Below are 17,111 nucleotides of genomic sequence, written 5' to 3' on the forward strand. Positions count from 1 at the left end.
ACCGCTGGCAACAAAGGATAAGGGTTGCGCTCGTTGCGGGACTTAACCCAACATTTCACAACACGAGCTGACGACAGCCATGCAGCACCTGTCTCACAGTTCCCGAAGGCACCAAGCCATCTCTGGCAAGTTCTGTGGATGTCAAGACCAGGTAAGGTTCTTCGCGTTGCATCGAATTAAACCACATGCTCCACCGCTTGTGCGGGCCCCCGTCAATTCATTTGAGTTTTAACCTTGCGGCCGTACTCCCCAGGCGGTCGATTTAACGCGTTAGCTCCGGAAGCCACGCCTCAAGGGCACAACCTCCAAATCGACATCGTTTACGGCGTGGACTACCAGGGTATCTAATCCTGTTTGCTCCCCACGCTTTCGCACCTGAGCGTCAGTCTTTGTCCAGGGGGCCGCCTTCGCCACCGGTATTCCTCCAGATCTCTACGCATTTCACCGCTACACCTGGAATTCTACCCCCCTCTACAAGACTCTAGCCTGCCAGTTTCGAATGCAGTTCCCAGGTTGAGCCCGGGGATTTCACATCCGACTTGACAGACCGCCTGCGTGCGCTTTACGCCCAGTAATTCCGATTAACGCTTGCACCCTCCGTATTACCGCGGCTGCTGGCACGGAGTTAGCCGGTGCTTCTTCTGCGGGTAACGTCAATCAACAAGGTTATTAACCTTATCGCCTTCCTCCCCGCTGAAAGTGCTTTACAACCCGAAGGCCTTCTTCACACACGCGGCATGGCTGCATCAGGCTTGCGCCCATTGTGCAATATTCCCCACTGCTGCCTCCCGTAGGAGTCTGGACCGTGTCTCAGTTCCAGTGTGGCTGGTCATCCTCTCAGACCAGCTAGGGATCGTCGCCTAGGTGAGCCATTACCCCACCTACTAGCTAATCCCATCTGGGCACATCTGATGGCATGAGGCCCGAAGGTCCCCCACTTTGGTCTTGCGACATTATGCGGTATTAGCTACCGTTTCCAGTAGTTATCCCCCTCCATCAGGCAGTTTCCCAGACATTACTCACCCGTCCGCCGCTCGTCACCCGAGAGCAAGCTCTCTGTGCTACCGCTCGACTTGCATGTGTTAGGCCTGCCGCCAGCGTTCAATCTGAGCCATGATCAAACTCTTCAATTTAAGTTTGATGCTCAAAGAATTAAACTTCGTAATGAATTACGTGTTCACTCTTGAGACTTGGTATTCATTTTTCGTCCGAGGACGTTAAGAATCCATGTCACTTTGAGTGCCCACACAGATTGTCTGATAAATTGTTAAAGAGCAGTGCCGCTTCGTTTTTCGCTGCGGCGCGGGGTGTGCATATTACGCTTTCCCGCTGCAGAGTCAAGCATTTATTTTCGCTTTTCTCTGCGAGGTTCTCACCGGAACCCCGCTGACCCGGCGGCTTGCTTGCCGTTGTTCCGTGTCAGTGGAGGCGCATTATAGGGAGTAATTCTGAGGTGACAAGGGGAAATGCAAAAAAACTTTTCAACCGTCTCTTTTTTCAACAATGCGGCGAGGAATGTCGCAAAAAACCGCCGTTTTGCTGTTTTAACCGACGAAACGGGGCGCCTGGTGGCATACTGTTAGTGTAGAGAAAAGAAAGGAACGGCATTTATGTCTTTAAGCGCACAGCAACTGGCGGCACAAAAGAACATCTCCTGGGTACTGGCCGAGAAGCTCGCCCAAAAGATACTGACTGGCGAATATCAGCCGGAAAGCATTCTTCCCGGCGAAATGGAGTTAGGGGAGCAGTTCGGCGTGAGTCGTACCGCCGTCCGCGAAGCGGTGAAGACGCTGACTGCAAAAGGCATGCTGCTGCCCCGCCCTCGCATTGGCACCCGGGTAATGCCGCGCAGCAGCTGGAACTTCCTGGATAAGGAACTGCTCTCCTGGTGGCTCACGGAAGATAACTTCGAAGAGGTGGTGAGCCACTTTCTCGTCATGCGCAGCAGCCTGGAGCCACAGGCCTGTTTCCTCGCCGCCGCCCACGGCACCGCAGAGCAGAAAGCGCAACTCAATACCCTAATGGAAGAGATGATTGCCCTGAAACGTCATTTTCAGCGCGATCGCTGGATAGACGTCGATATGGCCTGGCATGAACATATCTATGAAATGAGCGGCAATCCTTTCCTCAGCTCATTCGCTTCTTTATTTCATTCCGTCTACCACACCTACTTCACGTCGATTACGCAAAATGAAGTCGTGAAGCTCGATCTCCACCAGGCGATCGTCGATGCCATTCTCAATAGCGATGCGCCAGGTGCCTTGCTCGCCTGCCAGGCGCTGCTGAACGCCCCACACCACGTAAATCAATAACAAGGATTTGGCATGAGCGGAAAAAAAGGGCGCAGCATGGCAGGCCTGCCGTGGATCGCGGCGATGGCCTTCTTTATGCAGGCGCTGGATGCCACCATTCTTAACACCGCCCTCCCGGCTATCGCCCACAGTCTTAATCGTTCTCCCTTAGCGATGCAGTCGGCCATCATCAGCTATACGCTGACGGTGGCGATGTTGATCCCGGTCAGCGGCTGGCTGGCCGATCGCTTCGGCACGCGCCGGGTCTTTATCATCGCCGTTAGCCTGTTTACTCTCGGCTCCCTCGCCTGCGCGCTCTCGAGTTCATTAACGGAGCTGGTCATTTTTCGCGTTATTCAGGGGGTCGGCGGGGCGATGATGATGCCGGTGGCGAGGCTAGCCCTCCTGCGCGCCTATCCGCGCAGCGAACTGCTGCCGGTACTGAACTTTGTCACCATGCCGGGACTGGTAGGACCGATTCTGGGCCCGGTTCTCGGCGGGGTATTTGTGACCTGGGCCAGCTGGCATTGGATTTTCCTGATAAACATTCCCATCGGCGTGATCGGCATTCTGTATGCCCGTAAATATATGCCAAATTTCACAACGCCGCGCCGACGCTTCGATATAACCGGTTTTCTGTTATTTGGCTTAAGCCTGGTGTTATTTTCCAGCGGTATTGAACTGTTTGGCGAAAAAATCGTGGCGACATGGCTGGCGCTGGCGGTGATCGCCGTCAGTCTGATACTGCTCCTGGCCTATGTTCGTCACGCGCGCCGCCATCCTGCGCCGCTGATCTCGCTCTCTTTATTTAAAACCCATACGTTCTCGGTCGGCATTGCCGGCAACCTTGCCACGCGGTTGGGTACCGGCTGCGTACCTTTTCTGATGCCGCTCATGCTGCAGGTTGGCTTTGGCTATCCGGCCATTATCGCCGGCTGTATGATCGCCCCCACCGCTATCGGCTCGATTATTGCGAAATCTACCGTTACCCAGGTGCTGCGCTGGTTTGGCTATCGTAAGACCCTGGTGGGGATCACCGTGTTTATTGGCCTTATGATTGCCCAGTTCTCGCTGCAGTCGCCAGAAATGCCGCTGTGGATGCTGCTTCTGCCGCTGTTCGTGCTGGGGATGGCGATGTCCACGCAGTTTACCGCCATGAATACCATTACCCTGGCCGATCTGACGGATGACAATGCCAGCAGCGGCAATAGCCTGCTGGCAGTCACCCAGCAGCTTTCCATCAGTCTCGGAGTGGCCATCAGCGCTGCGGTGCTGCGCTTCTATGAAGGTTTTGACAGCGCCAGCACCGTAGAGCAGTTTCACTACACCTTTATTACCATGGGCGTGATAACCATCGTGTCGGCGCTGATGTTTATGCTGTTGAGAGCGAAGGATGGCCGCAACCTGATTAGCGAGCGGCACAAACGCTAAGCGGAGCCGCGGACCACCAGCTCCGGGGTTAACTGTACGCGCTGCTGTTTTTGCTGCGGGTCGGCCATGCGATGGATCAGCACGTCGATGGCCAGTTCCCCCAGCTCATCTTTCGGCTGGTGAATGGTGGTTAACGGCGGCGTCATATAGCGAGCCAGTTCAATATCATCGTAACCCACCAGCGCCATATCCTGCGGGATCTGCAATCCGGCCTGGTATAACGCCTGATAAGCGCCAACCGCCATGGCGTCGTTACCGACAAACACCGCCTGCGGCCGCTGCGGCAACGCCAGCAGCTGCTGCATCGCGCTAAATCCGCCGCCAAACTCAAAATCACTGGTCACCACGTATCCCTCGGCTACGGGCAGAGCGCAGCGCGCCATCGCGGCATGGTAACCTTCAAGGCGCAGACGCGCCGGGGTTTTATCCAGCGGGCCGGCAATGCAGGCTATGTGTGAATACCCTTGATCGATCAGGTACTGGGTCGCCATATCGCCACCGAGCAGCGAGTTATCCTGAATTAGATCGCTATCGCCATCAAACGGCGCCCAGTCCATCATGACCGTCGGAACCGACGGATAGCGCTGCATAATTTCCGGGGAGGGTTGGTGGGTCTCAGTGCACAGCAGCAGTAATCCATCGACGCGTTTTTGCATTAACGTCTCCAGATTACGATTCATTCGCTGCTCATCACCTTCCGTATTACAGAGTACGAGACTATAACCCCGCTCAAAGCAGCTGCGCTCCACGCCCCGCACCAGCTCGGAATAAAACGGATTGGTACTGGCGGTGATCAGCATGCCGATGGTGCGGGTTTGATTAAGCTTGAGGCTACGCGCCAGCGCCGAGGGGGCGTAGTTGAGGCTTTTGATCGCGGCGTCGACTTTGGCGGTAATCGCCTCGCTGACAAAGCGGTCCTTATTGATGACGTGTGACACCGTCGATGTGGAAACGCCCGCGACGCGGGCCACATCTTTCATCGTAGCCAAGCATTACCCCTGTTGCGCTAAAAATTCATCAATCTCTGTGCGCCACGGCACGGAAGGCTGCGCGCCTTTGCGAGTCACGGCAATCGCCGCCGCGGCATGCGCAAAGCGGATCGCCTCCGGCAGGGCGGTCCCTTCCAGCAGCGCGGTCACCAGCGCGCCGTTGAAAGTGTCGCCGGCCGCGATAGTATCAATAGCCTGCACGCGAAACCCTGGGATCCGGCGGCTTTCGCCTTCGGCACTGAGCCAGACGCCGCGACTGCCGAGGGTGATCATTACCGTACCAATGCCTTTGGCATGCAGCACGTCGGCGGCTTTTGCCGCATCCTCGTCACTCTCAACGCGAATCCCCGTCAGCTTTTCCGCTTCGGTTTCGTTGGGGGTAATGATATCCACCAGCGCCAGCAGTTCATCGGACAGTTCACGCGCTGGCGCGGGATTAAGCACCACGGTGGTCTGATGGTGATGGGCGATTTTCGCCGCCGCCAGCACGCTCTCCAGCGGTGATTCGAGCTGCATCAACAACGCCTGCGCGCTGGCGATCCGCTCTTTTTCCGCCTCTACCTGAGCGACGGATAAGGCCGCATTGGCGCCGGCATGAATACCGATGACATTCTCACCTTCGGCGTTAACGAAGATTAACGCCACGCCGGTTGCTTCCCCGGCGACCGCGCGCACAGGCGCCACATCGATTTTATCGCTCGCCAGCTGGCGACGGATGCGTTCACCGATGTCGTCATCGCCGGTGCAGGCGATAAACGCGATATCCGCCCCGCTGCGCCCGGCGGCCACCGCCTGGTTGGCCCCTTTACCACCGAACGCCAGCTGGTAGTGGTTGCCGGTGACGGTTTCACCCGGCGTCGGGAAAGCGTCAAGGTTGAGAATGTGATCGGCATTGATGCTGCCAAGGACGACAAGTTTGCCTGCAGTTTTCATCGTTTCTGTTCCCGGGAAAGCGCGCCACCGGGATCCGGTGGCGCATGCCCTGCTTTTCTTTTTTTATATTGTCCCTCGGACCGTTGCCAGTCCGAATCGCATATTACTGCTTAACGACCAGCTTCAGCTCAACCGGGTAGTTAGCTTCCACTTTTTCGCCCTTCAGTACCTTATCAGCAGTCTCAACGCCTTTCGCGCCGATCTGCTCCGGCAACTGTGCGACGGTCGCCGCCAGTTTGCCACTGTTTACTGCTTTTTCGCCATCCGGAGTGCCGTCAAATCCAACCACCATCACATCGGACTTGCCTGCGGTCTGCAGCGCGCGCAGAGCGCCGAGCGCCATTTCATCATTCTGCGCGAACACCGCCTGGACGTCAGGATGGGCGGTCAGCAGGTTCTGCATCACGTTCAGCCCTTTGGTACGGTCGAAATCGGCCGGCTGGCTGGCCAGAACGTTGAACTTGTGCGCCGCCACGGCCTGTTTGAAGCCTTCGCCGCGCTCACGCGCCGCGGAAGTCCCGGCAATGCCCTGCAGCTCAATGACTTTCGCACTTTCACCCAGCTTTTTCGCAATGTAATCGCCCGCCATTTTTCCGCCCTGCACGTTGTCAGAGGCGATGTGGCTCACGACATCGCCTTTTGTCGCCTGACGGTCGAGGGTGATGACCGGGATTTTCGCCTGGTTCGCCATCTTCACGGCATTGCCGACGGCATCAGAGTCGGTTGGGTTGATCAGCAACAGCTTCGCGCCGCGCACCGTTAAATCCTGAACGTTAGCCAGCTCTTTCGCCGGGTTGTTCTGGGAATCGAGCACCACCAGGTTGTAGCCCAGTTTGTCAGCTTCTTTTTGCGCGCCGTCTTTCAGCGACACGAAGAAGGGATTGTTGAGAGTAGAGATAACCAGAGCGATGGTGTCTTTGGCCATCGCGTTCGCGCTAACGGTCGCACTTAGCGCAACAGCAGAGACCAGGGTCGCCAGTTTTTTCATATTCATAGTTAAGATGTCCTGTAGAGTTCTCAGTTACTGCTTTTTGTTATCTACCAGTACCGCCAGCAAAATCACCACCGCTTTAACGATCATCTGGTAATAGGAAGAAACGCCTAAAAGGTTCAAACCATTATTCAGGAAGCCAAGGATCAGCGCGCCAATCAGCGTGCCGACAATGCGTCCTTTGCCGCCCGCCAGACTGGTGCCGCCGAGCACGACTGCCGCAATGGCGTCCAGCTCATAGCCTGTCCCGGCCGTCGGCTGCGCGGAGGAGAGGCGCGCCACTTCGATAATCCCGGCCAGCGACGCCAGCATCCCGCACAACGCGTAGACGATAATTTTGACTTTATTGACGCTAATCCCGGACAGGCGCGTCGCCGCCTCATTACCGCCAAGGGCGTAGATATAACGACCCAGGCGAGTATGGTGCAGCATGTACCAGGCCGCCAGGAAGACAATCGCCATGATCCATACCGGCGTCGGGATCCCCAGCGGACGCCCGATACCAAACCAGCCGAACAGATCGGCATTATCGCTAAAGCCGGTATTGATCGGGCTGCCGTTGGTGTACACCATGGTCACGCCGCGCAGCAGCAGCATCATCACCAGGGTGGCGATGAAAGCCTGCACGCGGCCTTTCGCCACAATCACCCCGGTGACTGCGCCGATCGCCGCACCTAATGCGAGGGCAGCAGCGACCGCCACCAACGCATTCACTTCAATGCCAACGATCGACGCCGCCACCGCGCCGGTGAGCGCCAACAGGGAACCGACGGACAGGTCGATCCCCGAGGTCAGTATGACCAGCGTCATCCCTACCGCCATAATGGCGTTAACGGAGGTCTGCTGCAGAATATTGAACAGGTTATTGACGGTAAAAAAGTTGGGGCTCATGGTCGATACCACCGCGATCAGCACCAGCAGGGCAATCAGCGATTTTTGCTCCATCAGCCACGCTTTCGTGAAATAACGGCGACCAGAAACAGCCTGGGTTGTCATCTTTCTTACTCCTGATTCACACGGTTAAGCTTGCCCACAGCGGCAGCCATCAATACTTCCTGGGTGGCCTGCTCGCGTGTGAATTCACCGCCGAGATGCCCTTCATGCATCACTATGATGCGATCGCTCATGCCCAACACTTCCGGCATCTCGGAGGAGACCAGAATGATGCTCAGGCCATCGGCTTTGAACTGATTGATAAGCTGGTAGATCTCTTTCTTCGCCCCAACGTCGACGCCACGGGTCGGCTCATCGAGGATCAGGACCTTCGGCCGGGTCATCAGCCCGCGGGCGATGGCGACCTTTTGCTGGTTGCCGCCGGAGAGCAGGCCGATCGCCTGCTCCATGGACGGCGTTTTCACGTTAAACAGCCGGATGAAATCACTGACCGCCTGCTGTTCATCTTTATGCTTGAGACTCCCCCCCGTCCGGCTGAAGTAGCGCAGGGCGGTCAGGGACATGTTTTCTTTTACCGACATCCCGAGCACTAAGCCGTCACGCTTACGGTCTTCGGAGATATAGACAATGCCGTTCGCCAGACCATCCTGCGGCGAACGGGTCACCACTTCGTGACCGTCGAGCGTCACGGAGCCGCTGCTGCGCGGCAGCGCGCCATACAACACTTTCATCAGCTCGGTCCGCCCGGCGCCCATCAGCCCGGCGACACCGAGGATTTCCCCCTGGCGTAGGGTAAAGGTCACGTTTTCCACGCCCGGGCCGCAGAGATTATCGACTTTCAGGCGCACCGCGCCCGGCGCCTTAGCCAGATGCGGATACTGATCTTCCAGCTTCCGGCCAACCATCATTTCAATCAGACGGTCTTCATCCAGCGAGGAGACCTCGCGTTCGGCAATAAACTGCCCGTCGCGGAACACGGTCACGTCGTCGCAAATCTCGAAGATCTCTTTCATGCGGTGGGAGATGTAGACGATGCCGCGCCCCTGCGATTTCAGTTCGCGGATCACACGGAACAGCGATTCGGTTTCGGTATCGGTCAGCGCGTCGGTCGGTTCATCCATAATGATGACCTTCGACTCGAAGCTCAGCACTTTGGCGATCTCCACCATTTGCTGATCGCCAATCGACAGATCGCCTACCAGCTTCTGGCTGGTAAAACGGAGATTCAGCTTCGCCAGCAGCTTATCGGCTTCGGCATACATCCGCTTCCAGTCGATTTTGCCAAAGCGGTTAACGAATTCGCGGCCGAGGAAGATGTTCTCGGCGATCGTCAACTGCGGGATCAGGTTCAGCTCCTGATGGATAATGCCGATCCCGGCTTCCTGGGAAGATTTTGGGCCGCTAAAGGTGGTCTCTTTGCCCAACCACAATAAAGCGCCAGCGTCACGGGTATAGATCCCGGTCAGCACTTTCATCATGGTGGATTTACCGGCGCCGTTCTCACCCACCAGCGCCATCACCCGGCCAGGGTAGACATTCAGCGAGGCGCCGGAGAGCGCCTTGACGCCAGGGAACGCTTTATCGATCCCTTTCAGTTGCAATAAGGCTTCCATGACGGCGATCTCAGAAGGTGACGCCGGCACAGAGAATGATATTCGCAAACGGGGAACACTCCCCGCTGCGAATTACCGCCTGACTGTCTGCGGTTTGTTTTTTGAACTGCTCATGACTGGTGTAACGAATTTCAATGGTGTTTCCCTGGTGCTGCTGCAGCTGCTCAAGATGGTTGAGCAACGTCGCGTGGAGCTGCGGATTATGCGTCTTAATTTCCTCCGCGATGACAGCCGCTTCAACCTGCATTTCCGTCGTCACCACTTCCAGAACCTGCATAAATGAAGGTACGCCCTGGGTCAACGCCATATCGATGCGCGCGCTGCTGCGGGGAACCGGTAATCCGGCATCGCAGACCACCAGCGTATCGGTGTGGCCCAGGCGGGAGATAACCGCGGAAATATCAGCGTTAAGTACGGTGCCTTTTTTCATTTTTTCTCTTTTGCTCCACTAGCGAAACGTTTCGCTAAAATAATTATTATCAATGCGTGAGCAGAAAACCATCACCAGAAGAGAGAAATGTGATCGCTATCGAAACGTTTCGCGAGACAGCGACAGGAGATAACAGCCGGAGTGAGAAACAAGAAGCCCTTCGCAACGGAAGGGCTTTTTTGACATCAGATTTCGACCTGAGTACCGAGCTCGATAACCCGGTTTGGCGGGATTTCAAACTGATCCGGCGCGCGCAGGGCGTTACGCTGCAGCAGCAGATAAAGCTTGCCGCGCAGGCGCAGATACCACGGTCGTTTGCCGATAATCAGCGACTCATGGGACATAAAGAACGAGGTCTCCATCATCCGGCAGCTGAGTCCTTCCAGGCCACAGCGATGGAACACCTCTTCGACATTTGGCGTTTCCCGCCAGCCGTAGCTGGCCACCACCCGCCAGAACGAGGGCGAAAGCTGCTCAATCTGCACCCGGCGAACGTTATGCACGTAAGGCGCGTCTTCGGTGCGCAAGGTCAGGAGGATCACTCGCTCATGCAGCACCTTGTTGTGCTTCAGGTTATGCAGCAGGGCAAACGGGATCACGTTCAGGGCGCGGGACATATACACCGCAGTACCCGGCACGCGCACCGGCGGCGATTTCTCCAGCGAAGAGATCATCGCCTCCAGCGAGTTGCCGTGCTCGTGCATTCGACGCAGCAGGCGGAAACGCTCGCTCTTCCAGGTGGTCATCACCGTAAACATCACCAGACCCAGCGACAACGGCAGCCAGCCGCCGGAGACAATCTTATCGAGGTTCGCCGAGAACAGCGGAACATCAATGCACAGGAAGGCCACCAGCATCAGCCCAACGAACAGTTTATTCCAGTGCCAGTTTTTGCGCGCCACCGTTGCCGACAGGATGGAGGTCAGCACCATGGTCCCCGTGACCGCGATACCGTACGCCGCCGCCAGGTTAGACGAATGTTCGAAGCTGACGATGACGATCACTACCGAGACATACAGCAGCCAGTTAATGAACGGGATATAGATCTGGCCGGACTCCATTTCCGAGGTGTGGATGATGCGCATCGGCGACAGATAGCCCAGACGCACCGCCTGACGGGTTAAGGAGAAGACCCCCGAGATCACCGCCTGCGAGGCGATAACCGTCGCCAGTGTGGCGATAATCAGCATCGGGATCAGCGCCCACTCCGGCGCCAGCAGGAAGAACGGGTTTTTAATCGCTTCCGGATGCTTAAGCAGCAATGCCCCCTGGCCAAAATAGTTCAGCACCAGCGAAGGCAGCACGACGGAGAACCAGGCGACACGGATCGGCAGTTTGCCGAAGTGCCCCATATCGGCGTACAGCGCTTCCACCCCGGTAATCGACAGCACCACCGCGCCAAGCGCAATAAAGGAAACCGTTTTGTACTGCAGGAAGAAGTGCACCGCCCAGTAGGGGTTTAGCGCCTGCAGAACTTCCGGGTTAGCGTAAATGCTTCGCGCGCCAAGCACCGCCAGCAGCAAGAACCAGATCAGCATAATCGGCGCAAACAGCTTGCCGACCATCCCGGTCCCGTGCTTCTGGATCATAAACAGCAGGGTAAGCACGATAATGGAGATCGGCACAATCCAGCTATCGAGCTGCGGAGCGATAATTTCTAACCCCTCTATCGCCGACATCACCGAAATCGCCGGGGTAATCACCACTTCGCCATAGAAGAAACTGCCGCCGATCAGGCCGAGGATCACCAGCACAGAGGTCATCCGCGCCGAGGTATTGCGTCCGGCCAGCGACATCAGCGTTAAGATCCCGCCTTCCCCGGCGTTATCCGCCCGCATCACGAAGGTGATGTATTTAATCGATACGGTAAAGATTAACAGCCAGAAAATCAGCGACAAAAAGCCAAAAACGGCATCGCGCTCAACGCCAAAGCCAAACTGACCTGACAGGCATTCACGCAGGGTATACAGTGGACTGGTACCGATATCACCGTACACCACGCCGATGGCCGCCAGCGTTAACGCCGGCAACGATTGTTTATTATCAGTGCTCATAGACTAGTCTTTTCGTTTATAAAACAAATGTGTGCCTAGTCCCTTGGCCCACAAAAAGCGCACAGTATGCACGATTATTTGTGAAATCGTACCCCTAACAGACACCATATTAACCTGGCTCAAAAAAAATAAATCGATTCTTCAGGCTATTACCGCCCCTGCTCTAACATCTATACTCGTCCCAATAACGATACATGACAAAGCACGCAACTCAATTATGGCTCAAACACATTTACTGGCTGAAAGAATTTCCCGACTCAGCGCGGCACTCGAAAAAGGACTCTTTGAACGCAGCCACGCGATACGCCTGTGCCTGCTGGCGGCGCTCAGCGGCGAGAGCGTATTTTTGCTCGGTCCGCCGGGGATCGCCAAAAGCCTGATTGCCCGCCGCCTCAAGTTCGCCTTCCAGCAGGCGCGCGCTTTTGAATACCTGATGACCCGCTTTTCCACCCCGGAAGAGGTTTTTGGCCCGCTGTCCATTCAGGCGCTGAAAGATGAAGGCCGCTACGAGCGTTTAACCGCCGGTTACCTGCCGGAAGCAGAAATCGTGTTCCTCGATGAAATATGGAAAGCGGGGCCGGCTATCCTCAACACCCTGCTGACGGCGATTAACGAACGTCACTTCCGCAACGGCGCTCACGAAGAGAAAATCCCGATGCGCCTGCTGGTGGCCGCCTCGAACGAACTGCCCGAAGCCGACAGCAGCCTGGAAGCGCTGTATGACCGAATGCTGATCCGTCTGTGGCTCGATAAAGTACAGGATAAAGGTAATTTCCGTTCGATGCTGGTCAGCCAGCAGGATGAAAACAGCAATCCGGTGCCCAGCGCGCTGCAGGTTAGCGATGAAGAGTTTACGCAATGGCAGCAGCAGATCGGCAATATCAAACTGCCGGACGCGGTGTTTGAGCTGATATTCCAGCTGCGCCAGCAGCTGGATGCCCTGCCAAACGCGCCATACGTTTCGGATCGCCGCTGGAAAAAGGCTATTCGCCTGCTGCAGGCCAGCGCCTTCTTCAGCGGCCGCGACAGCATCGCGCCGATAGATCTTATCCTGCTGAAAGATTGTCTGTGGCACAACGTCGAGAGCATGAACCTGATGTCGCAGCAGTTGGAAACGCTGATGACCTGCCACGCCTGGCAGCAGCAGGCGATGCTGACGCGGCTCGGGGCGATTGTGCAGCGACGCATTCAGATCCAACAGCAGCAAAGTGACAAAACGGCGCTAAAGGTCACCCGCCTTGGCGGCATGTTTAGCCGCAAGCCGCACTATGAGCTGCCGGCGGAGATCCAGGGGACCAGCCTGACCCTGCTGCTGCAGCAGCCGCTCAAACTCCACGATATGGAAGTGATCCACATTACTTTTGAGCGCGAGGCGTTAGCCAGTTGGCTGGAAAAGGGCGGCGAAATCCGCGGCAAGCTCAACGGGATCGGCTTTGCCCAACTGCTCAATATGGATGTCGATACCAGCCAGCATCTGGTTGTTCGCGACGTCAGCCTGCAGGGCTCACGCCTCTCGCTGCCCGGCAGCGCGTCGCAGGAAAACATGCCGGCGGAAATTCGCCAGCAGCTGGAGGCGCTGGACGATGAGTGGCACCAGCAACATAACCGCTTCAGCGAGCAGCAGAAGTGCCTGTTTATCCCGGTCGAGTGGCTGGGAAGAATCGAAGCCAGCCTGCAGGACGTCGGCGCGCAGATTAAACAGGCGAAGCAGCCATGACGCTCGATATGCTGAATGTCATGCTGGCAGTCAGCGAAGAGGGAATGATCGAGGAGATGCTGCTGGCGCTGCTGGCCTCTCCGCAGCTGGCGGTTTTCTTTGAGAAATTTCCCCGCCTGAAAAACATCATCGCGGCGGATATTCCGCGCTGGCGGGAAGCCGTTCGCGCCCGCTTAAAAGAGGTTAACGTCCCGCCGGATCTGGACGCCGAGGTGCAAACCTATCAGCAGGCTCAGCTGCTCTCTACCTCGCAGTTTATCGTCCAGCTGCCGCAGATCCTCGGCAAGCTACACCAGCTCCAGTCCCCTTTTGCCGCCCAGGCGCAGAAGCTGGTGGACGACAATGCGACCTTTACCCCGGCGCTGCATACGCTGTTTTTACAGCGCTGGCGCCTGAGCCTGGTGGTGCAAGCCACCAGCCTTAACCAGCAGCTGCTGGATGAGGAGCGCGATCAGTTGCTCAGCGAGGTCCAGGAACGAATGACGCTCAGCGGTCAGCTCGATCCGGTGCTGGCTGAGAATGACACCGCCGCCGGACGCCTGTGGGATATGAGCGCCGGCGAACTCAAACGTGGCGACTATCAGCTGATCGTGCGCTATGGCGATTTTCTTAACCAGCAGCCGGAGCTACTGCAGCTGGCGGAACAGCTGGGGCGCTCACGGGAAGCGAAATCCGTGCCGAAGAAAGACGCGCCGATGGAGACCTTCCGTAGCCTGGTGCGCGAGCCAGCGACGGTGCCGGAACAGGTCGACGGCCTCCAGCAGAGCGATGACATTCTGCGCCTGCTGCCGCCGGAGCTGGCGACGCTCGGCATCACGGAGCTGGAGTTTGAATTTTATCGCAAGCTGGTGGAGAAACAGCTCCTGACTTACCGGCTGCACGGCGACGCCTGGCGCGAAAAAATCACCGAACGCCCGGTGACGCGGCAGGATTTTGATGAACAGCCGCGCGGGCCCTTTATTGTCTGCGTCGATACGTCAGGATCGATGGGCGGTTTTAACGAGCAGTGCGCCAAAGCCTTTTGTCTGGCCCTGATGCGCGTCGCGCTAGCGGATAACCGCCGCTGCTTTATTATGCTGTTCTCCAGCGAAGTGGTGCACTACGAACTGACCTGCGAGGGCGGCCTGGAGCAGGCGATCCGCTTTCTGAGCCAGCGCTTTCGCGGCGGCACCGATCTGGCCAGCTGTTTTCGCGCCATTATTGAACGTCTGCAAAACCCGCAGTGGGTGGATGCGGATGCCGTGGTGATCTCCGACTTTATTGCCCAGCGGTTGCCGGATGAGGTGATTGCTCAGGTGGGGGAGTTACAGCGAAAGCATCAGCACCGTTTTCACGCGGTGGCGATGTCGGTACACGGCAAACCCGGCATCATGCGCATCTTCGATCATATCTGGCGCTTTGATACCGGGTTGCGTAGCCGCCTGCTGCGACGCTGGCGGCGCTAATCGTTACAGCAGCGCGGAAACGCTTTCGCGAACCTGTGCCGGCCATACGCCGCACTGCACCTGGCCGATATGGTCGAGCTGCAGCAACAGCATCGTCAGCCGAGACTGGCCAATGCCGCCGCCGATAGTCTGCGGCATCTCGCCGCGCAGCAGCGCCTGGTGCCACTCCAGTTTCAGGCGATCTTCATCGCCGGTCAGCGCCAGCTGGCGTTTCAGCGCCGCGGCGTCAACGCGGATCCCCATTGAGGAGATCTCGAACGCATCTTCCAGCACGGGGTTCCACACCAGGATATCGCCGTTCAGTCCGGCAAAGCCTTCAGAAACCTCAGTGCTCCAGTCATCATAGTCCGGCGCACGTACATCATGGCGCTTGCCATCAGAGAGTTTGCCGCCGATGCCGATTAAGAAGACGGCGCCCAGCTCTTTAGCAATCGCTCGCTCGCGGCCCTTGGCATCAAGATCCGGATAGCGACTCAGCAGCGCCTGGCTGTGAACAAAGTGGATCTGTTCCGGCAGGAACGGCGTCAGGCCAAATTCCTGGCTGACCGCCAGCTCGGTGGCTTTGATCCCGGCGTAAATCGCTTCGACGGTCGCCTTCAGCGTGCCGACGTGGCGCTCTTCATCCCCCATCACCCGCTCCCAGTCCCACTGGTCGACATAGACGGAATGGATCGGCGTCAGACGGTCTTCATCGGGGCGAAGGGCCTTCATGTGCGTGTACAGCCCTTCGCCCGCGCTGAAGTCGTGTTGTCCCAGGGTTTGACGCTTCCACTTCGCCAGCGAATGCACCACTTCGAACTGGGCGTCGGGCAGTGTTTTCACTTTCACCTGAACCGCTTTCTCACAGCCGGACAAGTTATCCTGCGTCCCATCGCCCACGCGGCTTAAGATTGGCGCCTGGACTTCAATCAGGCCAAGCTTCTCTTCCAGCTGACGGGAAAAGTGGGATTTAACGAAACTGATCTGGCGTTGTTTTGCGATATATGCGGTTTTCATTTTTATGACTCCTGCGTCCTGTTGCCATTGATTAAGCAACAAAAAAGGCCACCAATACAATAATCAATCAATAAAAAGGCTCATCAACTTTTAATTCATCAAAATATGGCGCTAAAATAGTAAGAACCCTCAAACTTCATAAGAAAAAGATATGGAAAATTATCAGATCGACAATCTGGACCGCGGCATTCTCGATGCGCTAATGGCCAACGCCCGTACCGCCTATGCCGAACTGGCCAAACAGTTCAGCGTCAGCCCCGGCACTATTCATGTACGCGTCGAAAAGATGAAACAGGCGGGCATCATTACCGGCGCGCGCATTGACGTCAGCCCCAAACAGCTGGGCTACGACGTCGGCTGCTTCATCGGCATTATTCTCAAGAGCGCCAAAGACTATCCCTCCGCCCTCGCCCGCCTGGAAAGCCTGGAGGAGGTCACCGAGGCTTACTACACCACCGGCCACTACAGCATCTTTATTAAGGTGATGTGTAAATCCATCGATGCCCTGCAGCAGGTACTTATCAACAAGATCCAAACAATTGATGAAATTCAGTCCACCGAGACCCTGATCGTGCTGCAGAACCCGATCATGCGCACCATTAAGCCCTGATCGTTTTTTTTAATCCCACATTTTTCCACAGGTAGATCCCAGCTCGCTCACAGCGTACAATACGCCACTCTGAACAGTTGAGCGGGCGATCGGCGATCTATGGCAGACATTACACTTATCAGCGGCAGCACCCTGGGCAGTGCGGAATACGTAGCGGAGCATCTGGCGGAAAAGCTGGAAGAAGCAGGCTACAGCACTGAAATCCAGCACGGCCCGCTGGTGGACGATCTGCAGGCGCAGGGGATCTGGTTAGTTATCTCTTCCACCCATGGCGCCGGCGACATTCCCGACAACCTGGTTCCCTTCTATGACGCGCTGCTGGCGCAGCAGGCCGATCTTTCCGCCGTGCGCTTTGGCGCCATCGGGATCGGCAGCCGCGAATACGACACTTTTTGCGGCGCGATCGATAAATTAGAAGCGGCGCTGAAGGCCTGCGGGGCAAAACAGATCGGCGAGACCCTGAAGATCAACGTGCTGGAACATGAAATTCCCGAGGATCCGGCGGAAATTTGGCTGGGATCCTGGAAAAATTTGCTCTGAGAATTGTAAAGATCGTCCGTTCTTCTGTGGATAACCATGCTTAAAAGCTTGGATCAACCGGTAGTTATCCAAAGAATAACCGCAGTACGGTTTTTGAGCTGTGCATAACCCTTCATTCTGATCCCAGCTTATACGGACCAGGATCACCGATCATTCACAGATAGTGATCCTTCTTAA

14 protein-coding genes and 1 rRNA gene are annotated in these 17,111 nt (G+C 56.7%); 6 read left to right on the top strand and 9 right to left on the bottom strand.

Going from position 1 to position 17,111, the window contains the following annotated elements; all coding sequences use genetic code 11:
• A 16S ribosomal RNA gene (locus ABLV54_RS14615) occupies positions 1-1,133 on the bottom strand; the annotation flags it as partial.
• Positions 1,134-1,610: 477 nt separating this feature from the next.
• Here ABLV54_RS14615 and ABLV54_RS14620 point away from each other — a divergent pair.
• A complete protein-coding gene (locus tag ABLV54_RS14620; protein ID WP_023291487.1) occupies positions 1,611-2,312 on the top strand; it encodes a FadR/GntR family transcriptional regulator in 702 nt (233 codons plus the stop codon).
• Positions 2,313-2,324: 12 nt separating this feature from the next.
• The gene (gene mdtD, locus ABLV54_RS14625; RefSeq protein ID WP_023291486.1) at positions 2,325-3,722 is read left to right on the top strand and encodes a multidrug transporter subunit MdtD; all 1,398 of its coding nucleotides are present in this window, start codon (positions 2,325-2,327) and stop codon (positions 3,720-3,722) included.
• Here mdtD and rbsR read toward each other — a convergent pair.
• The 7 genes from rbsR to kup all read right to left on the bottom strand — a co-directional run bounded on the left by rbsR (position 3,719) and on the right by kup (position 11,626).
• Positions 3,719-4,711, bottom strand: coding sequence for a ribose operon transcriptional repressor RbsR (rbsR, locus tag ABLV54_RS14630; protein WP_087672188.1), 993 nt, complete (start codon positions 4,709-4,711; stop codon positions 3,719-3,721). The two genes, mdtD and rbsR, sit on opposite strands and share 4 nt — an antisense overlap.
• A 3-nt stretch (positions 4,712-4,714) precedes the next feature.
• Positions 4,715-5,644 (bottom strand): ribokinase, encoded by a 930-nt coding sequence (rbsK, locus tag ABLV54_RS14635; RefSeq protein ID WP_023291484.1) that lies wholly within the window; start codon positions 5,642-5,644, stop codon positions 4,715-4,717.
• A gap of 103 nt (positions 5,645-5,747) precedes the next feature.
• Positions 5,748-6,638, bottom strand: a complete 891-nt coding sequence (gene rbsB, locus ABLV54_RS14640; RefSeq protein WP_004202323.1) for a ribose ABC transporter substrate-binding protein RbsB — start codon at positions 6,636-6,638, stop codon at positions 5,748-5,750.
• A 27-nt stretch (positions 6,639-6,665) separates the two neighbouring features.
• Positions 6,666-7,631 carry a ribose ABC transporter permease gene (rbsC, locus tag ABLV54_RS14645; RefSeq protein ID WP_004202322.1) on the bottom strand — a complete coding sequence of 322 codons (966 nt, stop codon included), beginning with the start codon at positions 7,629-7,631 and terminating at the stop codon, positions 6,666-6,668.
• A gap of 5 nt (positions 7,632-7,636) precedes the next feature.
• The gene (rbsA, locus tag ABLV54_RS14650) at positions 7,637-9,142 is read right to left on the bottom strand and encodes a ribose ABC transporter ATP-binding protein RbsA (RefSeq protein WP_023291483.1); all 1,506 of its coding nucleotides are present in this window, start codon (positions 9,140-9,142) and stop codon (positions 7,637-7,639) included.
• A 10-nt stretch (positions 9,143-9,152) separates the two neighbouring features.
• On the bottom strand, positions 9,153-9,572 hold the full coding sequence (rbsD, locus tag ABLV54_RS14655; protein WP_004202320.1) for a D-ribose pyranase: 420 nt from the start codon (positions 9,570-9,572) through the stop codon (positions 9,153-9,155).
• A gap of 185 nt (positions 9,573-9,757) precedes the next feature.
• Positions 9,758-11,626 carry a low affinity potassium transporter Kup gene (kup, locus tag ABLV54_RS14660; protein ID WP_004202319.1) on the bottom strand — a complete coding sequence of 623 codons (1,869 nt, stop codon included), beginning with the start codon at positions 11,624-11,626 and terminating at the stop codon, positions 9,758-9,760.
• A gap of 217 nt (positions 11,627-11,843) precedes the next feature.
• Between kup and ravA the strand changes: the two genes are divergently transcribed.
• Both ravA and viaA read left to right on the top strand, forming a co-directional pair.
• Positions 11,844-13,343, top strand: coding sequence for an ATPase RavA (gene ravA, locus ABLV54_RS14665; protein ID WP_050534295.1), 1,500 nt, complete (start codon positions 11,844-11,846; stop codon positions 13,341-13,343).
• Entirely contained in the window at positions 13,340-14,788 is a 1,449-nt protein-coding gene (gene viaA, locus ABLV54_RS14670; protein WP_032454444.1) for an ATPase RavA stimulator ViaA, read from the top strand. The genes ravA and viaA overlap by 4 nt, the downstream gene beginning before the upstream one ends.
• A gap of 3 nt (positions 14,789-14,791) precedes the next feature.
• Here viaA and asnA read toward each other — a convergent pair whose 3' ends face one another.
• Entirely contained in the window at positions 14,792-15,784 is a 993-nt protein-coding gene (asnA, locus tag ABLV54_RS14675; RefSeq protein WP_023291478.1) for an aspartate--ammonia ligase, read from the bottom strand.
• A 151-nt stretch (positions 15,785-15,935) separates the two neighbouring features.
• On the opposite strand from asnA, the gene asnC reads away from it, so the two are divergent.
• Positions 15,936-16,394, top strand: a complete 459-nt coding sequence (gene asnC / locus ABLV54_RS14680) for a transcriptional regulator AsnC (protein ID WP_002882510.1) — start codon at positions 15,936-15,938, stop codon at positions 16,392-16,394.
• Between the two features lie 99 nt (positions 16,395-16,493).
• On the top strand, positions 16,494-16,934 hold the full coding sequence (gene mioC, locus ABLV54_RS14685) for an FMN-binding protein MioC (RefSeq protein WP_017899651.1): 441 nt from the start codon (positions 16,494-16,496) through the stop codon (positions 16,932-16,934).
• Positions 16,935-17,111 lie beyond the last annotated feature (177 nt).

It is taken from the genome of Klebsiella sp. JB_Kp042 (genome assembly GCF_040065275.1).
GTDB lineage: Bacteria > Pseudomonadota > Gammaproteobacteria > Enterobacterales > Enterobacteriaceae > Klebsiella > Klebsiella quasipneumoniae.